The sequence below is a fragment of the Rhodococcus sp. FW305-130 genome (genome assembly GCF_058788335.1).
The window spans coordinates 261,068-281,057 of record NZ_JBYTAP010000005.1 but is presented as its reverse complement, the minus strand read 5'-3'; the positions used below and the strand labels follow the sequence as shown (position 1 = coordinate 281,057).

21 protein-coding genes, 1 tRNA gene and 1 other RNA gene are annotated in these 19,990 nt (G+C 63.2%); 9 read left to right on the top strand and 14 right to left on the bottom strand.

Going from position 1 to position 19,990, the window contains the following annotated elements; translation table 11 throughout:
* Positions 1-50: 50 nt before the first annotated feature.
* Entirely contained in the window at positions 51-1,622 is a 1,572-nt protein-coding gene (locus AC3WQS_RS17500) for an alpha/beta hydrolase (protein ID WP_492711480.1), read from the bottom strand.
* Positions 1,623-1,829: 207 nt separating this feature from the next.
* Here AC3WQS_RS17500 and panB point away from each other — a divergent pair, with 207 nt between their 5' ends.
* Genes panB through pip form a run of 3 tightly spaced genes read left to right on the top strand, consistent with a single transcriptional unit; the run spans position 1,830 to position 4,156 of the window.
* Positions 1,830-2,681: a 3-methyl-2-oxobutanoate hydroxymethyltransferase gene (gene panB, locus AC3WQS_RS17495; RefSeq protein ID WP_003941624.1), complete on the top strand. Its 852-nt coding sequence runs from the start codon at positions 1,830-1,832 to the stop codon at positions 2,679-2,681.
* A gap of 51 nt (positions 2,682-2,732) precedes the next feature.
* The gene (locus AC3WQS_RS17490) at positions 2,733-3,173 is read left to right on the top strand and encodes a hypothetical protein (protein WP_020969914.1); all 441 of its coding nucleotides are present in this window, start codon (positions 2,733-2,735) and stop codon (positions 3,171-3,173) included.
* Positions 3,173-4,156: a prolyl aminopeptidase gene (gene pip / locus AC3WQS_RS17485; RefSeq protein ID WP_019748949.1), complete on the top strand. Its 984-nt coding sequence runs from the start codon at positions 3,173-3,175 to the stop codon at positions 4,154-4,156. The genes AC3WQS_RS17490 and pip overlap by 1 nt, the downstream gene beginning before the upstream one ends.
* 4 nt (positions 4,157-4,160) lie before the next feature.
* Here the strand turns inward: pip and AC3WQS_RS17480 are convergent, their stop codons facing one another.
* From AC3WQS_RS17480 to rnpB, 3 genes are all read right to left on the bottom strand, one after another.
* Entirely contained in the window at positions 4,161-5,570 is a 1,410-nt protein-coding gene (locus tag AC3WQS_RS17480; RefSeq protein WP_492711540.1) for an RNB domain-containing ribonuclease, read from the bottom strand.
* Between the two features lie 108 nt (positions 5,571-5,678).
* Entirely contained in the window at positions 5,679-5,864 is a 186-nt protein-coding gene (locus AC3WQS_RS17475; RefSeq protein ID WP_007735457.1) for a hypothetical protein, read from the bottom strand.
* Between the two features lie 319 nt (positions 5,865-6,183).
* An RNA gene (gene rnpB / locus AC3WQS_RS17470) (RNase P RNA component class A) lies at positions 6,184-6,598 on the bottom strand.
* Positions 6,599-6,652: 54 nt separating this feature from the next.
* Here rnpB and AC3WQS_RS17465 point away from each other — a divergent pair.
* Both AC3WQS_RS17465 and AC3WQS_RS17460 read left to right on the top strand, forming a co-directional pair.
* Positions 6,653-7,180, top strand: a complete 528-nt coding sequence (locus AC3WQS_RS17465; protein WP_492711481.1) for a DUF1697 domain-containing protein — start codon at positions 6,653-6,655, stop codon at positions 7,178-7,180.
* Positions 7,181-7,208: 28 nt separating this feature from the next.
* Positions 7,209-8,444, top strand: coding sequence for an SLC13 family permease (locus AC3WQS_RS17460; protein ID WP_492711482.1), 1,236 nt, complete (start codon positions 7,209-7,211; stop codon positions 8,442-8,444).
* A gap of 29 nt (positions 8,445-8,473) precedes the next feature.
* Here the strand turns inward: AC3WQS_RS17460 and AC3WQS_RS17455 are convergent, their stop codons facing one another.
* The 4 genes from AC3WQS_RS17455 to cobC form a co-directional block, all read right to left on the bottom strand.
* Positions 8,474-9,598, bottom strand: coding sequence for a bifunctional RNase H/acid phosphatase (locus tag AC3WQS_RS17455; protein WP_019748954.1), 1,125 nt, complete (start codon positions 9,596-9,598; stop codon positions 8,474-8,476).
* A complete protein-coding gene (locus tag AC3WQS_RS17450) occupies positions 9,595-10,332 on the bottom strand; it encodes a zinc ribbon domain-containing protein (protein ID WP_020908144.1) in 738 nt (245 codons plus the stop codon). The genes AC3WQS_RS17455 and AC3WQS_RS17450 overlap by 4 nt, the downstream gene beginning before the upstream one ends.
* A gap of 108 nt (positions 10,333-10,440) precedes the next feature.
* Positions 10,441-11,574: a Nif3-like dinuclear metal center hexameric protein gene (locus AC3WQS_RS17445; RefSeq protein WP_069146828.1), complete on the bottom strand. Its 1,134-nt coding sequence runs from the start codon at positions 11,572-11,574 to the stop codon at positions 10,441-10,443.
* A complete protein-coding gene (gene cobC, locus AC3WQS_RS17440; protein WP_492711483.1) occupies positions 11,571-12,605 on the bottom strand; it encodes an Rv2231c family histidinol phosphate aminotransferase CobC in 1,035 nt (344 codons plus the stop codon). The genes AC3WQS_RS17445 and cobC overlap by 4 nt, the downstream gene beginning before the upstream one ends.
* 56 nt (positions 12,606-12,661) lie before the next feature.
* On the opposite strand from cobC, the gene AC3WQS_RS17435 reads away from it, so the two are divergent.
* From AC3WQS_RS17435 to AC3WQS_RS17425, 3 genes are read left to right on the top strand one after another with little or no spacing between them, the layout of a single operon-like run.
* On the top strand, positions 12,662-13,357 hold the full coding sequence (locus AC3WQS_RS17435) for an HAD hydrolase-like protein (protein WP_019748958.1): 696 nt from the start codon (positions 12,662-12,664) through the stop codon (positions 13,355-13,357).
* Positions 13,344-13,835, top strand: coding sequence for a low molecular weight protein-tyrosine-phosphatase (locus AC3WQS_RS17430; RefSeq protein ID WP_046378732.1), 492 nt, complete (start codon positions 13,344-13,346; stop codon positions 13,833-13,835). Before AC3WQS_RS17435 ends, AC3WQS_RS17430 begins: the two co-directional genes overlap by 14 nt.
* Positions 13,836-13,883: 48 nt before the next feature.
* Positions 13,884-14,822 (top strand): SURF1 family cytochrome oxidase biogenesis protein, encoded by a 939-nt coding sequence (locus AC3WQS_RS17425; RefSeq protein ID WP_020908149.1) that lies wholly within the window; start codon positions 13,884-13,886, stop codon positions 14,820-14,822.
* On the opposite strand, the gene AC3WQS_RS17420 is transcribed toward AC3WQS_RS17425, so the two are convergent.
* Positions 14,763-15,782, bottom strand: a complete 1,020-nt coding sequence (locus AC3WQS_RS17420; protein WP_082148436.1) for a cobalamin biosynthesis protein — start codon at positions 15,780-15,782, stop codon at positions 14,763-14,765. The genes AC3WQS_RS17425 and AC3WQS_RS17420 overlap by 60 nt on opposite strands.
* Before the next feature lie 65 nt (positions 15,783-15,847).
* Complete coding sequence (locus AC3WQS_RS17415) at positions 15,848-16,072, bottom strand: hypothetical protein (protein ID WP_003941648.1); 225 nt, start codon at positions 16,070-16,072, stop codon at positions 15,848-15,850.
* Between the two features lie 518 nt (positions 16,073-16,590).
* On the opposite strand from AC3WQS_RS17415, the gene AC3WQS_RS17410 reads away from it, so the two are divergent.
* Positions 16,591-17,262, top strand: a complete 672-nt coding sequence (locus AC3WQS_RS17410) for an Ltp family lipoprotein (RefSeq protein WP_235169671.1) — start codon at positions 16,591-16,593, stop codon at positions 17,260-17,262.
* A gap of 797 nt (positions 17,263-18,059) precedes the next feature.
* On the opposite strand, the gene AC3WQS_RS17405 is transcribed toward AC3WQS_RS17410, so the two are convergent.
* From AC3WQS_RS17405 to AC3WQS_RS17390, 4 genes are all read right to left on the bottom strand, one after another.
* Positions 18,060-18,131 (bottom strand) — tRNA-Val (locus AC3WQS_RS17405).
* Positions 18,132-18,163: 32 nt separating this feature from the next.
* The gene (locus tag AC3WQS_RS17400) at positions 18,164-18,628 is read right to left on the bottom strand and encodes a peroxiredoxin (RefSeq protein ID WP_020969927.1); all 465 of its coding nucleotides are present in this window, start codon (positions 18,626-18,628) and stop codon (positions 18,164-18,166) included.
* A 35-nt stretch (positions 18,629-18,663) separates the two neighbouring features.
* Positions 18,664-19,089 carry a DUF3052 domain-containing protein gene (locus AC3WQS_RS17395; RefSeq protein ID WP_003941575.1) on the bottom strand — a complete coding sequence of 142 codons (426 nt, stop codon included), beginning with the start codon at positions 19,087-19,089 and terminating at the stop codon, positions 18,664-18,666.
* Between the two features lie 177 nt (positions 19,090-19,266).
* A complete protein-coding gene (locus AC3WQS_RS17390; RefSeq protein ID WP_223257791.1) occupies positions 19,267-19,680 on the bottom strand; it encodes an Rv2240c family protein in 414 nt (137 codons plus the stop codon).
* Positions 19,681-19,990 lie beyond the last annotated feature (310 nt).

Here is a 19,990-nt window from a genome sequence, read left to right as displayed (position 1 = left end):
CAGAGTGATTGGTCACCATCGAATAGGCGCAGCGTACGGCGTCGCGCCGGTTAACATGTCAGACCCTCTTCCGGCGCCTTCAAGTAAACGAAGTAGTCGACGACGGCATCGTCGACGCAGGAGTTTCCGTCCAGAACCACCGTGTGTTGGGTTCCGTCGAACGTGATCAGGGCAGCGCCCAACTGCTTGGCGAGATCCACTCCGGCCTGATACGGCGTTGCCGGATCCTGCGTCGTGGAGACGACGACCAACTGAGGCAGGCCGGCATCGGCGAGCTCCTGGGGGTCGAGCGCGTGAGGGCTGCCGGTAGCCGGAACGGGCCAGAACGCGCACAGGTCGAGCGGCGCTTGACCCGTCCCGCGGCCGTCGTCGAGGAACGGCGCCGCCTCGCGGTACCGAGTGTCGGATTCGCCGGCCTCGGCGCGGTCGGTGGTTGCCGGATCGTCCACGCAGCGAATGGCGTTGAACGCGTCGTTGATGTTGGAGTAGCTGCCGTCGTCCTCACGGCCTTCGTACATGTCGGCGAGATTGAGCAGCGAGTCGCCGCGTCCGTCGGCCAGACTCGACAGACCCCCACGCAGCGGCGTCCACAACTGTGGCGAATACAGAGCCTGCTGCACGCCCGTGATCGCGTCGGAATAACTCAGCCCGCGCGGATCGGTGGTCTGTGCCGGCTTCTCGATCAACGGATCGACGAGTGCCTGAAAGCGTGCCTGCGCCTGCGCCGGATCATCACCCAGCGGGCAATCCGTTCGCGAGACACAGTCGGCGACAAAGGCGTCGAACGCGCCTTGGAAGCCCTGCCCCTGCAAGACCACTTCGTCGACCGGATCCTGCTCGGGGTCGAGCGCGCCGTCGAGAACCATCGCTCGGACGTTCTGCGGAAAGGTTTCCGCGTACGTGGATCCGAGCCGGGTCCCGTACGAGAACCCGAGGTAGTTCATCTTCGGATCGCCGAGAACGCCCCGAATGACGTCCATATCTCGCACCACCTCGTAGGTACCGACATGAGCGAGGAACTCCGTACCGGTCCGCTCAGCGCACTTGGCGGCGTAGTCCTTGCTGTCCGCCTCGGCGAGAGCGATGCCCTCCGGCGTCATGTCGACGTTGACCTCCGCACGCTCCGCGTCGGTCTCCTCCGGCGTCAAACACCGAACCTGCGGGGTCGATGCCCCGATCCCCCGCGGATCGAAGCCGATCATGTCGAAACGTTCCTGCAGTTCGGTGCCCGAACCCGATGTCGCCATCGACAGCCCGGACCCACCCGGCCCGCCGGGGTTCAGCAACAGTGAGCCGATGCGGTCGCCGGTTGCCTTCGAACGCGAGATCACCACCTTCGCGGTGTCGCCGTTCGGATTCGCGTAGTCGACGGGAACGCTCACCTCGGCGCAGTCGACCCCACGCCCCAGCGGCGCAGTTCCTTCTTCGACAAATTGGTCGCACGAACCCCAGTCGAGCGACTGCTCGTAGAATTTCTCGAGGCCGGACGGCACCGCGGACGCGGCAGAACCAGCAGGTTCCACTGATTCGGGCGTGCCTTGCGAACTGGTGCAACCGACAACCAACACGAGCACTGCTGCGCTTCCGGCGAGGGCACCGGAGAGGCGAACGAACTTCGACATGCCATTGATGGTGCCAGGAAACCTCGGTAGCCAGCGGTTCGCCTCGGTTCGGCGCCTAACTGACAGGCACGCGGTGATGTGACCCATTGCACCCCGTCAACTATTCGTGTCGGCGATGTCCGGTGGCAGACTGAACACGTCATCACCCACACCCGGGGACCCGAAGGCGATCAACGCTCAGGGCCTCGAGGCCAGAAAGGGACAACGATGTCCGAAACACCTCTCTATGGTTCTGTACCCACTGCAAGCTCTACCGATGCACCGAAGCGTAAGACGCGCATTCACCACCTCGCCGAGATGAAGCAGAACGGCGAACGCTGGTCGATGCTCACCGCTTACGACTACTCCACGGCACGCATCTTCGAAGACGCAGGCATCCCGGTGCTGCTCGTCGGCGACTCTGCCGCCAACGTCGTCTACGGCTACGACACCACCGTGCCGATCACCGTCGACGAACTGCTCCCGCTCGTGCGTGGCGTGGTTCGCGGCGCCCCGCACGCACTCGTCGTCGCCGACCTCCCCTTCGGCACCTACGAGGGTTCCGCCGAGCAGGCCCTTGCGACTGCGACACGGTTCATGAAGGAAGGCCTCGCGCACGCCGTCAAACTCGAGGGCGGCGAGCGGATGAGCAAGCAGATCGCGGCTATCACCTCGGCCGGCATCCCCGTCATGGCTCACGTCGGATTCACCCCGCAGAGCGTGAACTCGCTCGGCGGATTCCGCGTCCAGGGTCGCGGCGACGCGGCCGAGCAGCTTGTGGCGGACGCCATTGCAGTCCAGGAAGCCGGGGCGTTCTCCGTCGTCATGGAAATGGTTCCGGCCGAGATTGCGGGCCAGGTCAGCCGCAAACTCACCATCCCCACCGTCGGCATCGGGGCCGGTTCCGAATGCGACGCTCAGGTACTCGTCTGGCAGGACATGGCGGGTTACACGAGCGGTAAGACAGCCAAGTTCGTCAAGCGTTTCGGTAACGTCGGTGACGAACTGCGTTCCGCAGCCGCAGCCTATGCATCAGAAGTTCGCACTGGCGCTTTCCCGGCCGCAGAACACAGTTTCTGATCCGAGACCGGCGAACGCCGCCTGTCTCTCAACCAGCCAGGGGTGCGTTCAATGATCGGTAACCGTCGAAGTTCTACTGCCGCAGCTGTAGTCGGCGCGGCAGCTCTCGTCACGGTGCTGAGCGGATGCGCGGGAGGGTCCACCAACTCTCCCGCGCCCAGCAGCACTACGCCCGCGAGTTCCACCAAGACGGCGCCGGCAACAACCTCCGCGTCCGGTTCGACGTTCACCGACGCTCAGGTCCAGCAGTTGTGTTCGGATATGGAAGGGCAGCTGCAGAACTGGCGGACCGTCACCCCGACGCTCGGCAAGGGCGGACTGAACACGATCGTCATCACGTGGGCGACGCAGAACGGCATCAACCTGCTCGATCTCGCCCAGAACCGCGAAAGCATCGACGCGGCAACCTCGGCCGCGTGCCCGGACGTCCGGGGCGGCGCGATTTCCGCACTCGAGATTCCCGATCTCGCCTCCGGGCTGGTGGGCTTCTGATGAGCGAAACGTCAGCACCGCCGTCGGCTCTGCGGAGTCTCTATCCCCCGATCGAACCCTTTGTCACCGGCTTCCTCGACGTCGGTGACGGCCAGAGCATGTACTGGGAAGTCAGCGGAAATCCGGACGGCAAGCCTGTGGTGTTCTTGCACGGTGGCCCCGGTGGCGGTGCACAACCGGCGGTACGCCAGTTCTTCGATCCGGCCGCATATCGCATCGTTCTACTCGACCAGCGCGGCTGCGGGCGATCCACCCCGCACGTTGCCGACGGCGCCGACCTGTCGGTGAACACCACGGACAAGCTGCTGGCCGACATCGAAGCCCTGCGCGAACATCTCTCGATCGACAAGTGGATGGTATTCGGGGGGTCCTGGGGTTCCACGCTTTCCATCGCCTACGCCGAAACGTTTCCCACGCGCGTCACGGAACTGGTTCTGCGCGGGATCTTTCTCCTGCGTCGTAGCGAGATCGACTGGTACTACAACGGCGGCGCGGGAAACATCTTCCCGGAGCGCTGGGACAAATTCCTCGAACCGGTACCCGAGGCGCAGCGCGGCGAAGACCTCGTCGCGGTCTATCACCAACTGCTCCATTCCGAAGACCCCGACGTCGCGGCCCGGGCAGCGATCGCCTGGTCGGCCTGGGAAGGATCGACGAGCTACCTGTACCCACAGGCGGACAAGATCGAACAGAACTCCGAGACCAGGTTCGCCTTGGCCTTCGCTCGTATCGAGAACCACTACTTCGTCAACGGCGGATTCTTCGACGAGGGTCAGCTCCTACGCAAAAGCTCCGCCCTGCACGGCATTCCGGGGACGATCGTCCAGGGCCGCTACGACGTCGTCTGCCCCGCCACCAGCGCCTGGGCGCTGCACAAGGCGTGGCCCGAATCCAAGCTCGTGATCGTCGACGACGCGGGACACTCCGCGATGGAGCCCGGCATCGCACATCACTTGGTGGAAGCCACCGATTCGTACCGGTAGCGCCCTACGCCGGGAACGTGAATTCCACCGTCCGTTTGACAGTATCGACGGCGGTGAGTCGCACCTTTGCGCGCTCACCGTCATCGGGCGTTCCGACGCATTTCGCAATCACTGCGACCGACGGGACAAACACTTCCGCCGAGCGCTTTCCGTCCTTGGCGCGCATCACCACCGCGTCGAAGACCTCGCCGACCCGGCCGTCGAGCAGCGTGGACTCGGTGAGATCGATGCACGCGCGGTCGACCTTGTTCGCCAGTGAGTCGGACCCACTCATGATGTCGGGCAACTCGGGAAGGGCGGTGCGCACCCATTCCGGTACCGGCGTACCAGCTGTGATCGCCAGACACACCTCGGTGCTGAAGCGATCGGACAGCCGGCGCAGTGGAGCCGTCACATGAGCGTAGGGCGCTCCGATCCCCGCATGCACCGTCAACTCCGGTAGCTGGCCGTCGAAGGCCGCGTAGTCTGCGCCGCGCAGCAACGACGGCGCAACCGACATCAGCGCCATCGTCGACGGCTCGTTGGAATCGAGTCCGGCAAGAATCTGCCCGACGCTTCGACCCTCCGGCCACGTGATACCCAGCGCCACTGCAGTTCTCCGCAGGGTGCGAACCGCGGACTCCTCGGCCGGCGGCAGCGTGCGAAGCAGCCCGATACCTGCGTCGATCATCATGCGGCCGGCACACATCCCGGTCAGCAGCGACACTTCTGCGTTCCAGTCGTCCGCTTCGGTGCGTGGCTCGAGCTCGATCCGCCAGCGAGCCGAGGACTCGTCCTCTGGCTGATCCCGAACCACGGACTGCTCGGGCAGTTTCAGCTCGATGGCGCCCCTGGCAACCGCCGAGGCACTGCGCAATCGTCCGAATTCCGGTAGTGCGGCGATCGACGGATGCAAGGTGCCCGCGTCGGCGTCACGTTGCACGGTCGAATAATCCAGACGCGCCACCGATTTCACCAGAGCGCGTCTCACCTGCCATGACGTGGGCTCGGCCTCGGCGTCCAACTCGATACGCCACAGTGCGGCGGGGCGAACCACGTCCGGCAGCAGACTCGCCGATCCCTCCGACAACGCCCGAGGATGCAGCGGAACGGAACCGTCCGGGAGATAGAAGGTTTGGCCACGCTTGCGGGTTTCGACGTCGAGCGCACCGCCCGGCGCCACCACCGCCGCGACGTCGGCGATCGCGTAGTGCACGACGTACCCGGTCGAGGTCTTCTCGATGTGCACTGCCTGGTCGAGGTCCATCGATCCGGGAGGGTCGATGGTCACGAAGGCGATACCCGTTTCGTCGACGCGCCCGGCACCGAAACGATCCACGGCATTCTCGGCCTCGGCCTGCGCCGCGGCCGAGAATGCTCCCGGCAAGTCGAACTCCGCCCGAACCACTCCGAAGTCGATTCCCTGCACCATCATTCGACTTGCGGGCACGCATCCTCCATGATCGGTTCGGGCCGGTGTAGCAGCTGTACCGGTCCCAGTTGTTCGAGTCCCAGTTGTTTCAAGGCTCAGTTATTTCAAGTCTCAGTTGTTCCAGTCTTCGTCTGCCCGATCGGCGGCTTTGTTGCGTTCGGCAGCGATCTTCAATGCATGCTCGGCAGAGTCCCGATCAGGGTACGGCCCCATCCTCGTCAACGAGGACGCGCCCTTTCCCTGCGTGACGGAACCGTCGGACACGTCGAAGTACCAGAGTCGATCTTCATCAGTCATATCCACAGTGTGACATCAGAGTGAGATAGAAGCTTGTAGATCGCTGTGAGACTGATATTCTTTCTACTTGGCCTGGCAGGTGAGAACCGGACATTCGAACGGTGAGTTCTGCTTGAATGCCCAACACAAGCTACGAACAGAAAATGGAGTGCGCATGTCCGCAATTCTTTACGATTACCTCCTCCCGCTCATGGGCCATGACGCGGCAACGTACTGGGCTACGCTGCTGGTCATCAAGCCTGTCTGACAGCTTTTCGAACAAAAGAAGACCCCCACCGATCCGGTGGGGGTCTTCTTTTCTCACTGTGCAGATCGCGGGCGGACGAGTCGGCGTGTAAGCCGGATCCTGTCCTGCGGCACCGAAGTGCCGAGTGGCGACCATCCATCTGGGCACACCGTCGCCGGGTGCCTCGAGCGGTTCACCCGCAGGCTCGGGCGAGCAGCCCTCGAACACCTGCGCAGCCGCACCGCGAGCGATGCGACCTTCAACCTTGCTCCGGGCGGGGTTTACCTAGCCACCCCGGTCACCCGAGGTGCTGGTGCGCTCTTACCGCACCGTTTCACCCTTACCTGCCTCGAAAGGCAGGCGGTCTGTTTTCTGTGGCACTGTCCCGCGAGTTGCCTCGGGTTGCCGTTAACAACCGCCCTGCTCTGTGGAGTCCGGACTTTCCTCGGCCCCAGGCCTGTGCGTGGTACACGCTGGTTCCAGAAGCCGCGGCCGCCCGGCCAACTCGTCCGCCCCCGTATGCTACCGGGCGCCTGTCGGTGGCCGGCACTATGGTCACCTTATGACTCGGTACGTGGCCCTGCTACGCGGTATCAACGTGGGCGGCATCAACATCAAGATGGCGGACCTCGCGAGAGTCTTCGGCGACCTCGGATTCCAAGGCGTGAAAACCGTCCTGGCCTCGGGCAACGTTCTGTTCGACAGTCCGAGCACCGACATCCCGTCGCTGAAGAAACAGATCGAATCTGCCCTCGCCCGCGAGTTCGGCTACGAGGCTTGGGTATTCGTCCTCGACATTCCGACACTGCAAGCGATCGTGGACAACTACCCGTTCGACCGAGAACGCGAGGGTTGGCATGCTTACGCGATGGTTGCCTCCGAGCCGGAAATCCTCGAGGAATTGAGTGCTGCGGCAGCGCAACTCGATGCCTCGGTCGAACGCGTGGTGGCCGGCGACGGAGTCCTGTACTGGGAGGTCGAGAAGGGGCACACCGTCAAGAGCGCGTTCGGCAGGAACACCGGAAAACCGAAGTTCAAGGCGTTCACCACAACCCGAAACCTGAACACGCTCTACAAACTGCTCAAATGACGCTCGCCCCGACACGGAGCACCAACGCGTGACTCTTCTACCGATCCTGCTCGTCGCCGTCGTCCTCGTCTTCGCGATAGTGCGTCCACGTGGGCTTCCCGAGATCGTCATCGCCGGGCCGGCAGCTGTCGTCGTTCTCCTGGCCGGTGTCGTCACTCTCGACGAAGCCCGCGAAGAACTGACGAGCATGGCACCCACCGTCGTCTTCCTGGTTGCCGTGCTGGTTCTCGCTCATGCCGCGGACGCTCTCGGCGTCTTTCGCTGGGTCAGCCAGATCCTGCAGCAAAAATCCCTCGCCGATCCGCACCGGTTGCTGATTTACGTATTCGGCGCGGCTGCCCTGACCACGGCGGTCCTGAGCCTCGACGCCACCGTCGTACTTCTGACACCCGCAGTGATCGCGGCCGCACGATCCATCGGAGCAAGTCCGCGGCCCCATTCGTATGCCAGTGCGCACCTGTCGAACTCGGCGTCGACACTCCTGCCGGTGTCGAACCTGACCAATCTCATCGCTTTTGCTGCAACAGGTTTGACGTTCTTGCACTTCACCGCGTTGATGGCGTTGCCGTGGGTCGTGACGATCGCTGTCGAATATCTGATCTTCCGACTGTTCTTCCGTTCCGAACTCGTCCGCTCGGAAAACACAGAGCCACCGGCAAGTAAAACTTCCTCGCCAGCGCCGAGTCTGCCGCTGGCGGTGATCGGACTGACGCTTGTCGGTTTCGCGGTTTCGGGTTTCTTCGGGATCGAGCCCGCCTGGATCGCTGTGGTGGGTGCGAGTGTTCTGGGAGCGATCGCTCTGGCTCGGCACCGTACGACCGCCGCCAAGATGCTCTACGCTGCCGACCTCTGGTTCTGCGCGTTCGTCCTGGTTCTCGGGATCATCGTCGCCGGAGTCGCGAACGGGCCGGTGGGAGAATGGATTGCGCAGATCCTGCCAGGCGACACCAGCTACGGATCACTGCTATTCGTCGCCGTGGTCGCTGCGCTCGCGTCCAACCTCGTCAATAACCTGCCGGCAACCTTGCTGATGATCGCGGCGCTCGGGACGGGAGCACCTCCAGGCCTGGTGCTCGCGATGTTGATCGGCGTCAACCTCGGGCCCAACCTCACCTACGTGGGCTCTCTCGCGACAATGCTCTGGCGACGAGTTGCCACCAGCGCGGGCGCACCGCCCACGCTTGCGACGTTCACTCTGCTCGGGGTCATCACGACGCCCCTGACGCTGCTCGCCGCCGTGAGTGCCCTGTGGTTGGTGATCTGATCAACGGCTGATCAGCAGTCGGGGCATTTTCAGCGAAGATGTGACGTGTCGTTGACCAACCGGACCGAGGCTCCCCCGTCTGGATAGAACTCGGTGATACTCAGCGACGCCAGATCCAGATGCAACCGGTACAGCAAGGACGGCCCGGCATCGAGGGCCAGCTGCACCAACGTCTTGATCGGGGTGACGTGAGAAACGACCAACAGCGTCGCGCCGCCGTAGGTCGAGATCAGGTCGTCACGCGCGGCGACGACTCGTTCTCGTACCTCGTCGAAACTCTCGCCGCCGGGTGGGCGCACCGAAGTGTCCGAGAGCCATTCGCGATGCAGGTCCGGATCGCGCTCGGCTGCCTCGCGGAAGGTGAGTCCGTCCCAGTCGCCGAAATCGGTTTCGATCAAACCTTTGTGCTCGACGACGGGAAGACCGAGCACGCGGGCCGATGCCTCTGCCGTCTCACGGGTTCTACCGAGGGGTGAGCAGACGATGGCGTCGATACCGCCGCGGTTCCCGAAGCGTGCAGCCGCGCCGGCGGCCTGCGCGCGGCCCAATTCCGTGAGCTCAGGATTGCCGCGTCCGGAGTAGCGGCGATCGACCGACATCGCCGTCTGTCCGTGACGTAGCAACAACATTCGTGTCGGCTTGCCGGTGGTGGCGATCCATCCCGGAGAGCCGGCGATCTGCGGTTCCGACGTCTCTTCTGACGGCGCGGCGGGTGCAGCTGGTGCGGGGGTCGCGGTTTCGATGCCGGCAGCAGCGTCCATCGCCTCGTTGGCAAGACGATCGGCATGAGAATTCTCGCCGCGCGGAATCCACGTGTAGGTCACTCGCGAGAACTGCGTCGCCAACTCGGCTGCGCGTCGCTGCAGCGGAATCATGTCCGGGTGCTTGACCTTCCAGCGCCCGGACATCTGCTCGACGACCAGCTTGGAGTCCATACGGACGTCGACCGTCGACGCTCCGAGTTCACCGGCAGCGGTCAACCCTGCGATCAGCCCGCGGTACTCGGCGACGTTGTTGGTCGCAATTCCGATGCTTTCCTTGCGTTCGGCCAACACCGAGCGGGTGGAGTCGAAGACCACGGCGCCGTAGCCGGCCGGGCCAGGGTTGCCGCGTGATCCACCGTCGGCCTCGACGATGACCTGCGTGGGAGTCACAGACCGGACTCCTTGGTACGCACCATGATTGCATTGCACTCTGGGCAACGAACGACGACGTCGGCCGGTGTCGCGGCGATTCGGGAGATCTCGCCGCGGTCGATCTCGATCCGGCAAGCGCCACATCGGCGTGCCTGCAGAAGCGCCGCGCCCGGTCCGCCCAGGGTGCGCTGCTTCTCGTAGACAGCAAGGAAATCGGCGGGGAATTCACCGACAAGTCGTTCACGATCGGCGGCGCAACGCTCTTGCGCCTTGTCCAGATCGGCGACGGCGTCGTCGCGGCGACGCTTGGCGTCGATCAGCTCTTCTTCGGCCTGAGACAGCTGGGCACCGGCATGATCGTGATCGGCCTGCAACGCCTCACGCTGCTCCATCACTTCGAGCAACTCGTCCTCGAGGAGCCCCTGACGCCTGACCAGGCTGCCGAGTTCGTGTTCGAGTTCGGTGAGCTGCTTCGCCCCGACCGACCCACTCTGCAACAGAGTGCGGTCACGATCCTCGCGCTGACGAACCGCGTCGACCTCGCCTTCGAGCTTGCGGATGTCGCGATCGATGTCGTCGATCTGGATTTCGACGGCTACGGACGCATCTTTACGGCTGATTCGCTCGGCCTCGAGACGTTCGACTTCCTTCTGCTCGGGAAGCGCTCCGCGTCGGTGGGTGATCCGGGTGAGCTCAGCATCCACCCCGGCGAGGTCGAGAAGCTTGGATTGCACCTGTGGTTCGACGTTCACGCTGTATAACTCCTGCTGTAAGTCCGATGTCGGCAGTGCTCGCGAAGGACGGCTCTCGAAGAACTGCTCTTGAATTGTTCGTGCAACCGTACCTTGCAGAGCGCTGCACTAATGCGCACTCAAACACCACGGATCGGTGCGAATTGTCGAAACCCGGCTTTCCCACCCCGGATTGTCGGCAAACGCGGCGTCGAGCACCGATTTCGCCTGCGCACACCACGGGTATTCACTAGCCCAATGGGCGACATCGACCAGTGCCGGGCCACCGGCACGAAGATGCTCGTCCGCGGGATGATGCCGCAGGTCCGCAGTGACGTAGACGTCGGCGCCCAGCGCCGCCACCACGTCCAGATACGAGTCGCCGGAACCGCCGCACACCGCCACGGTACGAACGGTCGCGTCCGGATCTCCGGCAGCGCGAACACCCCACTCGGTCGAGGGCAGTGAGCGCGCCACTCGCGCCGTGAACTCTCGCAATGTTTCGGGGTGCTCGAGCTCACCCACCCGCCCCAGACCGAGCGAACTGGGGAACGCTGCGAGTTCGAAGACATCGAAGGCTGGTTCCTCGTACGGGTGGGCGGCACGCAATGCGCCCAGCACCGCACTTCGCTTTCCGCGTGGGGCAATCACTTCCACACGATCCTCGCGAACCTGCTCCACAGCGCCGACAGTCCCGATCGTCGGATTCGCACCGTCGGCTGGCAAGAACTGACCCGTACCGGTGACCGTCCAACTGCACTGGCTGTAGTCGCCGATCCGCCCAGCCCCGGCCTCGAAAAGTGCATCCTGCACGGCCGATGCATTCTCCACCGGAACCATGACGACCCACTTGTCGAGCGGCTGCGTCGGCTTGGGTTCGATCGGGCGCAGCACGGTCAGGCCCAGAGCCTGCGCCAACGCGTCGGACACTCCGGGGTCGGCGGAGTCCGCATTGGTGTGCGCCGAGAACAGTGCGCACCCCGCCTTGATGAGCTTGTGGACCAACGCACCTTTGGGTGTGTGAGCACCGACGGTGTCCACCCCACGCAGCAGAAGTGGATGGTGAACGACCAGAAGGTCGGCACCGGAGGCGATGGCGTCGTCGACCACTGCCTCGGTCGGATCCACCGCGAAAACCACTCTCGTCACCGCGTCCGCAGGATCGCCGCAGACCAGACCGACCGAATCCCACGATTCCGCCAGGGCGGGCGGATATGCGGATTCCAGCACGGCTATGACGTCCGCAAGAGTTGGGCCGCTCACAAGATCTCCTTCATCGCTTCGATCAGTACCGAGACCTGCTCGGTTGGACGGACGGCAACGCGCAACTGATCGGGCCCGAGTCCGGGAAAGGTGTCGCACCGGCGGACGGCGATACCGCAGGCACGCAGGTGCTCTCGCATCGAGGCGCCGTCGCGGACGTCGACGAGCACGAACGGCCCCGCAGCGGGTTCGTGCACGGCAATCCCGATCTCGGTCAGTCGCCGGGACATGTCTCGGCGGTCTGCGGCAATCGATTCGGCTTTGATCCTCGACTGCTCGACCGCGAACGGTTCGCAGCACGCCGTGATGGCCTCGATCTGCAGACTGCCCAATGGCCAGTGGGCTCGGCCCTGAGCCAGTCGAGCGAGAAGATCCGGAGAGCCGATCGCGTACCCACACCGCAATCCGGCGAGTGCCCACGTCTTGGTCAGGCTCCGAAGCACGAGTACATCCGCCGACTCGACACCTGCGATGCTCTCCGCTTCGCCGGGGATCGCGTCGCCGAATGCCTCGTCCACCACCAGGATCCGGCCCGGCCGACGCAATGCCAACACATCGGCCTTGGGGTGAAGCACGGACGTCGGATTGGTCGGATTGCCCAGAACGACAAGGTCCGCGGATTCTGGTACCTGCGCGGCCCGAAGCTCGAAAGGCGGCTCCAGAATCACCTGCGTCACCGGTACACCGGCCTCTCGCAGCGCCAGTTCCGGCTCGGTGAAGGACGGATGGATCAGCGCTGCCGACCGAGAGCCCAGGCGCGGCAGCATCGCGAATCCCTCGGCACCGCCCGAGAGCAACAACACCTCTTCGGGCCGGCGCCCGTGCCGCTGCGCGACGGTTTCGCGGGCTTTCAGTTCCGCTGCAGCCGACGGGTACGAACCGAGCGTCGACAGCCCTGCGGCCAGCCGATCCCGCAACCACTTCGGTGGGCCGGAGCCTTGAACGTTGACGGCAAAATCGAGTAACCCGGGCTCCGCTTCGACATCTCCGTGATGTCGCAAGCTCTCCAGGTCAACCGTTCCGGTACTCACCCGGTCAGCCTACGGTCGAGCACCGTGCGCGGACATCACCCCTGCCGTCCGGGACAATGAGTGCCGTGACGACACCACCCCTCGACCGTTTTCCTGTAGTTCTGTTCGATCTGGACGGAACCATCACCGATTCCGCTCCCGGCATTCACGGCGGCTTCCGACATGCGTTGGCAACTGTCGGCCATCCGGAGCCGACGGAAGCGATGTTGGCATCGGTGATCGGCCCGCCGATGGTCGATACCTTCAGGTCACTCGGCATGGCCCCGGCGGACGTGGATCGGGCGATCGCCGCGTACATCGAGCGTTACGACGCGACCGGGTGGCAGGAGAACTCGGTGTACGAGGGTATGGACGTCGTCCTGGGTAAAGCTCGCGCGAGCGGCACCCGACTGGCCGTCGCCACCTCGAAGTCGGAGCGATTCGCCATTCGAATCCTGGAGCATTTCGGCCTGGCCGAGCACTTCGAGTTCATCGGCGGCGCAAGTGACGACGGAACTCGTCGGGCGAAACCCGATGTGATCGCGCACTCGCTGACCTCACTCGGGATCACTCCCGTCCTCGCCGCCGACGGCGGAACCCCCGACGTGCTCATGATCGGCGATCGTGATCACGACGTGCTCGGCGCCGCGAAGTACGGCATCCCCACCGTCGTCGTCGAATGGGGCTACGGTTCCGCCGAGGAAGCGCGGCAAGCGTTTCGCTCCGTATCGTCGGCATCCGAACTGGGAGGACTTCTCGATGGCCGCCTCTGAACCACTCCGTGTGACTGAACCACTACATGTGACGTTTGTGTGCACCGGCAATATCTGCCGGTCACCAATGGCCGAAAAGATCTTGCTCGCGCATCTGGGCCGTGAAGGCCTCGCCGACCGGGTGCGTGTCAGCAGCGCCGGTACCGAGGGGTTTCACACCGGTAGCGAGGCCGACGAGCGGACCAACGTCGTGCTCCGATCGGCCGGATATCCGACGGGCCACAGCGCCGCGCAGGTCAATGCAGATCATCTCGCCGCCGATCTTGTCGTCGCCCTCGACACCGGGCACGAACGTGAGCTTGCTCATCTCGGCGTGCCCACCGAGCGTCGGCGCCTACTGCGATCGTTCGACCCCGAGGCGGACGGAGAATCGGTTCCGGACCCGTACTACGGGGATCAGGAGGACTTCGAACTGGTTCGAGACCAGATCGAAGCGGCCATTCCCGACATACTCGACTGGATCCGCGAGCGAGCCTGAACCCGGAGCAAAATTCACTCCCGTTCGGGCAACGGATACCGTGGACGTGTGCGAAGACTGAAATTCCTGTTGCGGCCCGGTTGGTTGGTACTGGCAGCTGTGGTCGGGCTCTTCGCCTACCTGTGCTTCACCGTGCTCGCTCCGTGGCAGCTCGGCAAGAACACGAAGACCGAGCACCGCAATGATTTGATCTCGAACTCGATCAACGCGGAGACCGTGCCGATCGGTGATGTCGTCGCCGATTCGACGGTCGCACCGGACGACGAATGGCGAAACATCACCGCGGCAGGTACCTATCTACCCGACGCCGATATCCTCGTCCGCCTGCAGTCCATCGAGGGCGCGCCGTCGTACGAGATCCTGACGCCTTTCCGCCTGGACGACGGTCGCACAATCCTCGTCAATCGCGGATACGTTCGGCCGATCAACGGCGCCGAGGCACCGCCCATCGCTGCGCCGCCGACCGATCCGGTCACTCTCAACGGCCGTGTGCGCCTGTCGGAAGGCACTGCACCCGGCCGAGTACCGATGTTCGAGGACGGTGCGAAGCAGGTCTACTCCATCGACGCACAGCCGATCGGCGAGTTCATCGGAACGGACCTGATCGACGCGTACATCCAACTCGAACCCGACCAGCCCGGCGGTCTCGGCACGATCCCGCTCCCCCAACTCGACGCGGGCCCCTACCTCTCTTACGGGTTCCAATGGCTGGCGTTCGGCATCATGGCGCCGCTCGGACTGGCTTACTTCATTCGCGCCGAGTGGCGCGAACGTCGCAAGGAAAAGGCAGCTCAAGCAGCTGTGGACGGTTTCGCAGCCGACGACGCCGCTGCCGAGACGACCCCGGAAGCGGCAGTGTCCGCGCCTGCCGCACCCCCCGGCGAACCGGCTCGTACCTTCAGCCGTCGCAAGAAGCCCGAGCCGGAATCAGTGCCGCTCACGGCGCAGGAAGCCAAACTTGCCGATCGATACGGCAATACCCGCTGAAATACCCGCTGACACCACAGCTGCACTGATCTGCACCGCCGACGAAAGCCTCGCCGCGCGGCGCAGATCGTTCGGCGTCGGCACAGGCCCGCGGCCGAGGACGGGACGCATCTCCACCCCGTGCGCGTACTCGGTCCGACCACCCAACGAAATGCCCAACGCCCCTGCCGCCGACGCTTCCGCGACGCCCGCATTGGGGCTTGGATGAGCCGCTGCGTCGCGTTTCCACGCTGCCAGTGATTCCTGAACCGAGCCGCCCACCACCGGTGCACACGCAGCCGTCAGCGCACCTGTCAGCCGAGCCGGGACGATGTTGACCAAGTCGTCGAACCTCGCCGCAGCCCACCCGAATCTGAGGTACTTCTCGGAGCGGTACCCGATCATCGCGTCGAGTGTGTTGGCAGCGCGGTAGACGAACAGACCTGGCACGCCCCCAATTGCACCCCAGAACACTGCGCCGACGGTTGCATCCGAGGTGTTCTCGGCAACCGACTCCAGCGCTGCACGCGTGAGGCCGTCCTCGCCCAGCACCGAGGGATCGCGTCCACAGAGTGAAGGAAGTAGCTCACGCGCTTTCGTCAGGTCGCCGTCGACCTGTGACGCCTCCAATCGAGCGGCCATGTCGATGCCGGTGCGTGCAAGCGACGTCCCGCCGAGCACGGCCCAGGTAGCTATCGCCGTCGTACCCGTGACGGCCACCCAACCGGCCCGGCGCGACGCTGCTTCGGCTGCGAGCCCAAGTCCTGCGGTGCCGGCCAAGAGCACGGCGACATGAAGTGTTCCGGCTCCGCGCGAGTCCCGGTAGGACATCTTCTGCAGCGCGATAGCCGCGGTTCCGAAGCCGGCGACCGGATGGAACCGCCCCGGATCGGCGAAAGCCCGATCCGCAACGAAGCCGAGGAGAAGCCCGGCAGCTCGCGCATTGAATCGAGATTGGGACGAACGAACCGAAATCTGCACGAGCGTAGTTGTAGCAGCGACGCTCGTTCTCTGGCCAACCGTCACGTGTCTGCCCGAGCTGATATCTACCCGTCCCAGTCGATCGTCAGGTAGATCAAGCGGTGCATTCGGTTGATTTCCCAGACTCGGGCAATCCCGGTCGCCAGTGCGTCGCTTTGGGAACGAACCCGGATCGTCTGCCCCGGGAACAACGCAACACTGAGACTGGGCATCTCGGCGATGTGTATGTGTGGACGGGTGGGATGCACGCGCGTCGGGTCGACGGCTACTTCGATCACAGAACTGGACATGCGTCCAGAATGGCGTATTGCGGACAATTCGTTGCCGAAAATGAAAAACCCCGATCTGCATCGACATGCAGATCGGGGTTTGAATTCTTCGGTGGGTGCGGAGGGTTTCGAACCCCCGGCATGCGTGATCACAAGCAGGCGATCTTCGTCAATTCTGGCGCCCGCGTGCTGTTCATGTACCTCTCTGCCCCTCATTGCCACTCGCTCGCACGTTCGCCCGTAGGCAAGAATGTGGGCAAAAGTGGGCAGACGTTCATACGGCTCGCGACAAGGCGCGCATTGCCGGACAACAGATGTCCATTCAGGCAGTGACTTGGAACTGTTGCGGTCGACAGCCCTCCAAGTTCGCACGCCTGTTCGATAACCGTTAGCTTCGATTTTGCGGGGTCCGGAAGGTAAGGGAAGAACGGCCAGACCTCGCAATTTCGAGTAGCTATCAGTTACGTACGGTCCGTCTGGTTTGATACCTGAATACTCGCCGGGTAACGCGCGAGCAAACAGACTTGAAGGAATGCGCAATGACACAGCCGCCGCAGGATCCGAACCAGCCTTTCAGCCAAGATCCCAATCAGCCCTACGGCCAACAGCAGCCGCAGCAACCCTACGGACAGCCTCAGCCGGGCCAGTACGGTCCGCCTCCCGGCGGTTACCAGCCGCCACAGCAGCCCGAGCCAGTCAAGAAGAAGGCGAAGAAGTGGCCGTGGGTCGTAGGGGTCATTGTCGTAATCGGAATCATTGCCGCGCTTGCCGGTGGCGAGAAGGAAGAGGAGAAGGCGGACGCAGCGTCAACCGCATCGAGCGCCACCAGCCAGCCTGTCGCCGCCGTAGACGTCACCACCCCCGTGGAGGTTCCCGCACAAGCGCCATCTCCCACCACTACTGCCGCACCGGCCGCACCACAGATCAGCGCAAGCCAGAAGAACGCCGCACGATCCGCAAAGCGATACCTCGACATGACCGCCTTCTCGCGCAGCGGCCTGATCGAACAACTGGAATTCGAAGGCTTCTCGACTGACGATGCAACCTATGCAGTGGACAGTCTGGATGCGGACTGGAATAAGCAGGCCGCGCTGAGCGCCAAGAAGTACCTCGATATGACTTCTTTCTCCAAGTCCGGCTTGATTGAACAGTTGGAGTTCGAAGGCTATACACCTGAGCAGGCAGAGTACGGCGCAAACGCAGCATACTGAGCCAGTCGACCAACCTTTCGAAACGACGAAAGCCCCCACCTCACGGTGGGGGCTTTTGTCGTACACGGACTAGGCGATCGACCACTTCGCCGTCGTGCGCAGAGTAAAAGCGAAGCTGTGTGACGTCCACACACAGGTCGACCACTCCGCCGCCTGCAACCGTGATCGGGATCTCGGCTGTTTTCGTGGAGTCGGCACCTTCCTGCCGATCTCACCCCTGCCAGCGCTCGAGAAAGTGCATCCGGTCGGTTCGACGCAATCATCTTGGCGATCGCACTAACGACCAGCGTTGAGGCGATCGCCGTGGGCGACTCGCCGCACAGCTAAGAGCCACAAGCCGCCCACCGTCCCGATCTCAGAGTTCCTGGTGCGTTACCTGGCCGGGCAGTGCGAAGGGAAAGGGTGTGACGATCTTCTGTTCCCTGAAGAGGATGAAGGGGTACCTCGATCGGCCGCACACGTCGAGCGGATGGGGTCGACAAGGTGTCCTTGCCGCAAGATCCCTCGCGTCACTCCGCACGAACTGGGGCACGATGCAGCGTCGTTCGCAGTGAGCGCCGGTGCGATCGTCAAGGCCATTCAGAAGATGCTCGGCCATATGCATCCGCAGCGATCACGCTCGATGCCTGCGCCGACATGTTTGACGATGATCTTGAGGTGTTTGCGACGGCGCTCGACGAAGGCGAGAGCGTGCGGTGTGGTCAGAATATGGGCAAAAGATGAAACTCAGATTGCAGACCAAGCATAGAAAAAGCCCCGACCTGCACCGGAATGCAAATCAGGACTTGTTCCTTCGGTGGGCGCGGAGGGTTTCGAACCCCCGACCGCTGGTGTGTAAAACCAGAGCTCTACCACTGAGCTACACGCCCGAACTCCCGGTGAGACCCTCACCGGGAGTGCTCTAAGACTCTAGCGCGGCAAGCGCGTTTGCCCAAAGTCCGTGGTCACGGGCTTCTCCGGGGCCGTTCATCTCGGCAAAACGAATTTCTCCGTCTTTGTCGATGACAAAGGTGCCACGATTCGCGAAGCCCAACTTGTCGTTGAACACCTCGTACTTCTGAGCGACTTCACCGTGCGGCCAGAAGTCCGACAGCAAGGGAAATGTGTATCCCTGCTCAGCTGACCAGATCTTGTGAGTCGGCGAAGCCCCGACAGAAATCGCGAGAATGGCAGTGTCGTCGTTCTCGAACTTCGGAAGCTCGTCACGGACCTTGCAGAGTTCCCCCTGACAAGTCCCGGTGAAGGCCAACGGATAGAAGACCAGCAGAACGTTCTTCTTACCGCGGAAATCTGCGAGCGAGACTTCCTGGTTGTTCTGGTCCTTCAAGGTGAAATCCGGTGCCTGGGCACCAACTTCGAGAGGCATGTGCAATTCCTTGGGAAAGTGCGGAAAGGGCCGGGTCAGCGCTTGTTGGCCGGACGAGCCTTCGGCTGAACCAGTCGACTTCCCGACCAGTCACCGAGGTTGGCTGCCGATGTCTGCGTCAAGCCGGCAGTCGGCGCCGATTCGGCGATCTCGCTGGGCTCGACATGTCCGTCGAGACCGGTCTTGGGAGTGAGAACCCACACGAAGCCTTCGTCGGCGAGGGGCCCGATGGCATCCATCAAGGCATCCACCAGGTCACCGTCCTCGTCGCGCCACCACAGCAGCACAACGTCGATGACCTCGTCGGAATCCTCGTCGAGCATTTCCCCGCCGATGGTTTCCTCAACCGCGGCACGAATGCCGTCGTCGGTATCCTCATCCCAGCCCAGTTCCTGCACCACCATGTCAGTGGTAATCCCGAGTTTCTGAGCGTAGTTCTGGGCATCCGCCGCGGCGACCACGGTGGGGTCCTCCTTTTGTTGATGGTGTGTGGCGACCCCGCACACCTACCGTTTGACGATCAATTAGGGAAAGCGAACATGGTCTGAGGCGTTAGCGCAAGCCGACCACGCCGAAAACTTTCACCAAAGATCGTCTTCTGACACACGGCGAACCTTACGCCTGCGGATTACCGCAGGTCACAGGGATCCACATTCATCGAAGATCGACTTGCGAATCGAATTGCTCGTATCGCTGATCGAATTGATTTCATCCGCCGAATGATCACTCTCGATCACGACTGCAGATGAACGTAGGTTCGCGGCCAATTCGTCGAACAGTCCGGAAAGTTGCGCCGGAAGTTCACTCGCGACCGAGTCGAACCACGAGGCGGTGTCCCTGGCCGACGAAGCAGCAGCGCTTGCTTCGGCTCTCAGGTCGGTCTCACCATGATTTCCGGCGTCGACGTAGGCATTGAACGCGACCACGTCGTTTTTCGATCGAGAGACCGCTTCCTCACAGATCGCGAAAGCTGCCTCTGCCGCATCTGCCGCCGCTTTCGACGAGGACGCGGCGGCCATCGAAATACTCACCTCGGATTGGTATGCAGCCACGTGCGCTTCATTGGGTACTGCCGATCCGGTCACCGCCGCCGAACATCCCACGATCACCGACAGTCCCACTGCGATCGATCCGACCGAGACCCACGCCCCGACCCTGCCGTAATTGATTTCTTTGTTTATTTTTTCCCACCCCTTCATACGTTCCGATCGATCCCCCAAGCCTGTGACTACGGGGAACCATCACACCCCTGCGTCACGCCGAAAAACGCTACCCGAGAGTAACCAGAGGCGAGGTGTGCCGGACCGACCGGGATGGTGAAAGATGAGGTACGCGCCATATTCACGATGGAAGTGCGTCGGA